Consider the following 4,961-nt stretch of genomic DNA (forward strand, 5'->3'; position numbering starts at 1 on the left):
ACCAAAAATTTACCAAAGTAGGCAGACCACAAACCAACGGCAAAGCTGAACGAGTGATACGAACATTGATGGAGCTTTGGCATAATCAATATGAGTTTGTCAGCAGTGAACACAGAAAGCAAGAATTAACCAGATTTCTTAATTTCTACAACACTGTTAGACCACATTCATCTTTAACCAAGAAAGATGAGATTACAGGAAAAACTTTAACTTTTACTCCTTATGAGTGGTTGGAGTTTTATTTTAAACAAAGTGTAAATAACGGGTGAGTTTCTTACACCTCAATACTACAAGTATTGCCAATACACCAATCAGGTCTGACGGATTTTGGTGTACCATAATCAACTTCTTTGCCATCTTTAAAACTGACCTGTTCTCTTGCTCCAACAGGTAGCATTTTACCAACATCTTGTTCAGATTGTTGTGGTGTGGGTCTGCCTTGTCCATCATAATCATCTAGTGTTGGCTTTGGCTGATGAACTTTTGCTGTTGGATCAATGATAAAGGTGCCTTTCTCATCAACCATTTTCCCTATCTTATTCCGATAAGGATCGCCTGCTTGATGGTCTTTGGTATGGTATACCGTCTCATTACCGATTTTTGTTTCAATTAAGGTAATTTGCTTGCCATTAACATTGGCGGTATAAGTGCCATCGGGTTGTTTTTGGTAACCATTGGGTAATTTTCTATAACAATCATTATGCACCCACACCGACTGAGTCCCATCAATGCCCTTAATAAAGAAGGTGGCAAGCATTTATTTATAAAAATCCGACTTAGGTCTCCCTAATGTTCCTGTTCCTTTATGACGAACGCGCTCTTCCCAAAGCTCTTTTGGGATGCCTGTATTTTTCCACTCTTCTTCAGTTAGGTCACTAATGCCTTTCATGATTAAATTAACCCAACTATCTTCTTTGGGAATATAAGCAAAATCCACTTCGAACATTTTATTTTTTGAAAAAATTATCTTGAAATGTGTCCAAGGTTTTTGGGAGAATATTTCGCATTTTTGCAAATCCTTCATTAAATACATTAACTGCAAGAGAATTCCGCTGGGTATCTCAATCAACTCCATCTGACCATCATCAAGAATTTTATGACAACCCAGCTGATTTGGCGAGTCGTATATATAACCCCTGAATGCTATTTTGCTTTCTTTAGGGGGTATTATAGACCATAAAATATCTTTGATTTCTTGATATATTATTTGCTCACTTTTCATTTCATTCTTCCGTTGGTTTTGCTTTGTTTTCTAACAGTATGGGATCAGATTTTTTACCATTAATCGTTTGATGTATCATAAAAAAGTCAGGTCTCTTACTATTGCCACTATAAATAGGCTCTATCTTAACTTGAACAGTGCCATTATTTTCTAGGGTCTTTTTCCATTCTTTTTCCATTTCATACCATCTACCTTTAACACCATTAAACTTAGCATCCATCGGTACAATGTTTATGCCTTCGCCCAATCCATCAAACATCGATGCAATAAGATGTCCACCGTGGTCGGTTGGCAGTCTATCACACCCACCAGATTTACACTGTTGATTGGTATTTCTGTCATTTTCGTGCTTTCTTAAATCCGCTTCAACCAGACTTACTCTTGAAAGGCTATCTGTATGATAGATGTGACCTGTTTCTTCAATAACAATTCTTTTGTTGGGTTCTGGTTTGTTTAAGTATTGATTCCAGTTGCCTTTCTCACCTTGTTGCACAACAATAGTATCTGAATTGACATCACGAGTAATATTAGGTTTATTTTCCTTGATAATAGTAACTTTTTGTTTGTTGCCTCTACCAGTTACTTTGACCTCAAGGAATTGAGCCCCACCCTTTTGAGAAAATTCAGGATTTTCAATAACTTTAACGGTTCTGCCATTATCTTCAAACTCATAAACAGTATCATTACCAATCTGTGTTTTTTTGGCATCAGCAGGAATGTTATACCAACAATTCTTATTATGCACCCACACACCCAATCTACCTACATGGTAGGTGTGGAAGTCATCAACTTCAATATTATAGACGGTATCGGTGTGGTTGGGTAGGTATTGGGAGCATCTTTAATGGATTGATGGGCTTTACTATTGGAAATATGACTTCAATTCATTCAAAAATTCAACAAATTTATTTATACTTACAATCTTTATCATTGGTGTATTTACCGTTATGTTTTCATAACTAAAAAAATGTTCTTCGTATAATTTGAAGTAAAAATAAAAATTTTCCCTATCTCTCATACATCTTTTCATAAAATCATCGAATGTTTCTTCTAAGGTAAAGATATTTTCATTTTCTAATTTTCCTTCTCTGATAATCTCACGAAATAAGTCCTTGTCCATTTTTTCGCAAAAATAAATTTCTTCTACCAACAAACTTTCCAATGAATTCATAAAACTAGGAATATAAGTTGGTGAACTTAAAGTGCCAATTTTAAGCCCGTCAATAACTAAAACTAAGTTAGCCATATTATTACAATATGTACTTGAAATTATTTCAAGGTAAATTTCTTGATTTCCTATTTTTTTCATATTTTACCTTTTTAACTCCTTGGGGACATCATCAATCTTAATGGCTCTTGCTTCACCTCTTGCGGTCTTGCCATCAGTTGAGCCATTCCAATGAAAATTGCCATTTCCATCATCTTGAAATCTATGATAAATAGTTTTGCCATTTTTTGTCTCAACCGCCCATCTTTTTTGGGGTCACTTTATATCCAACCTACGGGCTGCAAAAGGCGTAAATAAAAAATTGCTACATCTAAAATATAGATATACTTGATATTTCATGCAAAGATAGATCTTTAATTCTATTATAAAAACAAGACAATCTATTTATAAAATCACTATCTGGTCTATTGTGATTAACATAGTTGTTTTCCCCTTTCCAAAAATCAACTATTTGTCTAATCTGCTCAATAAATTCAGAAAAATCATCAACACTATTTAAATCACGCTCTTCATTAAATTCATATATGAGATTTAATTCCAATAATTTAGCTGGTTGATATACAAAACTCAAAGAAGTCGCAGAACCTAAAAACAGTTCAATATTACTCCCATTTTTTAAAAAAACATATATAGAATACATATAAAAAATCCTATTTATCAAAAATTACTACATTTTCTTTACCAAGAATTTTTTTTAGATTCTTCAATTAATCTTTGGAATTTCTCACTATTCCCTCTTTCATAGTAAACCATAGCCTTGGTGCCATTCTTTTCCGCCTCACTCTTTAAAATTTGTAATTTTCTTAGTGTTTCTGCTAACTTTTCAGGTGTAGAGCCTTTTGCTGGACCACCGACAGAAATGTATTCTCCATTTTTTCCAATGACATCAATACCAGTTAAAATTCTACCATCTACACTACGAATTGGCATATCCTCAAGATGACCATTTTTATTGATAATTTTTGCTAATTTTCCGCCAGTAATATGTGTTACATTTAATTCTCGTTGTATGCCAATGATTTCTTGTTGAGACATATTTTTAATTGATACAGCTGTACCATCACCGCCAACAATAAAATCACAACAATCCGCATTATGCACCCACACACCCAATCTACCCACATGATAGGTGTGAAAGTCATCTACTTAAATGTTGTAGACGGTGTCGGTGTGGTTTGGTAGTAGGTATTGGCTTATAACTTCTACTTCTTGATTGTTTCTATCAAGCAGTATCATACCTTGTTCTAGTAAGGGAAGAGTTCTAGATAATTTTTCTATTTAGTCTAGCTAAAATTATTTTAGAGCAGGAACTTGGTGTATTAAATTCTCAAAAGTTCCCCTTGCCAACCTTAATTCTTTATATGTAGCACCTAAATCAAATGAGTAAAATATCCTTTCAGTTTTTCCGCTAAAGCCAATATAAACAACCAGACATCCATAGGAGCAATCATCTGATACTATTCCAGTTAATTCTGTTGTCTCTATGGAAATTAAATTTGGTAACTCAAGATTATTTAATAATTCTATATCAAATTCTTTTTCACCAAATTCCTGTCCTGTTGTGCCGCCACTATAATAAGGTTCTGTTATACTATTTTTTAAATTTGAAAAAATAGTGTGCAAATTATAATTATCCAATGGCTCTTTTGGGTACCATACTCCATCAAAATAAAATGAAACACTGCCAAAGTCAGAGCCTAAATTTTTATTTAAGCACCATTTTATGCCAATTTTCTTCAGAGGATCAAATAATTCATACGTTGTCATATCATTTTAACCTTTTATTGCTTTTATGCTCTGGAAATAACTTTTTTAAAGTAGCCTTTTGTTCATTTGTGAGTTGTAATGGAGCTGATTTGTCAGCTGTTGAACCAGCCCAGTGCCAACCATCAGGAGAGTTAGAATTCATAAAACGGTGTATATCACCATTTTCATCAACAGAAAATCTTTGTTTTCCAATTATTTTACTTTCTTCAAATAATTCAAATGAGTTTCTCGGCTCAATACCAGCATTTGGGCGATTTCCTGTTTGACCCAATGTGTGTTTTGGGTTTGATTTGTAGATTTCGTTAATTTTATCTGACCTCTTAGCCTCAGCAACAGGCAGAGGAGATGTTTTAACATCAACCCCACAACACTCATCATTATGCACCCACACACCCAATCTACCCACATGATAGGTGTGAAAATCATCGACTTCAATATTATAAACGGTATCTGTGTGGTTGGGTAGTAGGTATTGGCTTATAACTTCTACTTCTTGATTGTTTCTATCAAGCAGTATCATGCCTTGTTCTAGCAAGGACGCTTTTAGCCAGCCTGTGTCTTTAATCCAAAATGGGGACAGTAATCTTGATTAATTATATACTATACTTTTTCATAAACTCAAATTCATCTTGATAGTTTTCTAAAGGTGTCATCTCTAACCATTCTTTGGGAATGTAATCACTTTCAATTTGAATTTGATAACCATGATACCATGCTAGTTTAGTATAAAGTGTTGCAGGTGTA

The 4,961-nt window shown here is 34.0% G+C and carries 9 protein-coding genes; 1 reads left to right on the plus strand and 8 read right to left on the minus strand.

Translation table 11 applies throughout. The annotated features are described in order from the left end of the window. A partial coding sequence (locus K941_RS15820) for an integrase core domain-containing protein (protein ID WP_036387496.1) occupies positions 1–269 on the plus strand: 269 nt, incomplete at its 5' end. Positions 270–274: 5 nt separating this feature from the next. Here the strand turns inward: K941_RS15820 and K941_RS17605 are convergent. The 8 genes from K941_RS17605 to K941_RS0111955 all read right to left on the minus strand — a co-directional run bounded on the left by K941_RS17605 (position 275) and on the right by K941_RS0111955 (position 4,797). Then, complete coding sequence (locus K941_RS17605; RefSeq protein ID WP_174904616.1) at positions 275–757, minus strand: hypothetical protein; 483 nt, start codon at positions 755–757, stop codon at positions 275–277. Then, on the minus strand, positions 758–1,222 hold the full coding sequence (locus tag K941_RS17610; protein ID WP_051226058.1) for a hypothetical protein: 465 nt from the start codon (positions 1,220–1,222) through the stop codon (positions 758–760). A gap of 1 nt (position 1,223) precedes the next feature. After that, positions 1,224–1,967 (minus strand): DNA/RNA non-specific endonuclease, encoded by a 744-nt coding sequence (locus tag K941_RS17850; RefSeq protein ID WP_174904615.1) that lies wholly within the window; start codon positions 1,965–1,967, stop codon positions 1,224–1,226. Positions 1,968–2,084: 117 nt separating this feature from the next. Next, complete coding sequence (locus K941_RS0111930) at positions 2,085–2,531, minus strand: hypothetical protein (RefSeq protein WP_228130414.1); 447 nt, start codon at positions 2,529–2,531, stop codon at positions 2,085–2,087. 229 nt (positions 2,532–2,760) lie between these two features. Continuing rightward, positions 2,761–3,090: a hypothetical protein gene (locus tag K941_RS0111940; RefSeq protein ID WP_029103784.1), complete on the minus strand. Its 330-nt coding sequence runs from the start codon at positions 3,088–3,090 to the stop codon at positions 2,761–2,763. Positions 3,091–3,128: 38 nt separating this feature from the next. Beyond that, entirely contained in the window at positions 3,129–3,551 is a 423-nt protein-coding gene (locus tag K941_RS0111945) for a hypothetical protein (protein WP_029103785.1), read from the minus strand. A 192-nt stretch (positions 3,552–3,743) separates the two neighbouring features. Continuing rightward, positions 3,744–4,217 (minus strand): hypothetical protein, encoded by a 474-nt coding sequence (locus K941_RS0111950; RefSeq protein WP_029103786.1) that lies wholly within the window; start codon positions 4,215–4,217, stop codon positions 3,744–3,746. Position 4,218: 1 nt separating this feature from the next. Then, complete coding sequence (locus K941_RS0111955) at positions 4,219–4,797, minus strand: polymorphic toxin-type HINT domain-containing protein (RefSeq protein WP_228130415.1); 579 nt, start codon at positions 4,795–4,797, stop codon at positions 4,219–4,221. Positions 4,798–4,961 lie beyond the last annotated feature (164 nt).

It is taken from the genome of Moraxella caprae DSM 19149 (assembly GCF_000426885.1).
Taxonomy (GTDB): domain Bacteria; phylum Pseudomonadota; class Gammaproteobacteria; order Pseudomonadales; family Moraxellaceae; genus Moraxella; species Moraxella caprae.

Coding starts and splice junctions, on each gene's coding strand:
- K941_RS17605 (WP_174904616.1), bottom strand. CDS start 757: ATGCTTGCCACCTTCTTTATTAAGGGCATTGATGGGACTCAGTCGGTG.
- K941_RS0111950 (WP_029103786.1), bottom strand. CDS start 4,217: ATGACAACGTATGAATTATTTGATCCTCTGAAGAAAATTGGCATAAAA.
- K941_RS0111940 (WP_029103784.1), bottom strand. CDS start 3,090: ATGTATTCTATATATGTTTTTTTAAAAAATGGGAGTAATATTGAACTG.
- K941_RS17610 (WP_051226058.1), bottom strand. CDS start 1,222: ATGAAAAGTGAGCAAATAATATATCAAGAAATCAAAGATATTTTATGG.
- K941_RS0111930 (WP_228130414.1), bottom strand. CDS start 2,531: ATGAAAAAAATAGGAAATCAAGAAATTTACCTTGAAATAATTTCAAGT.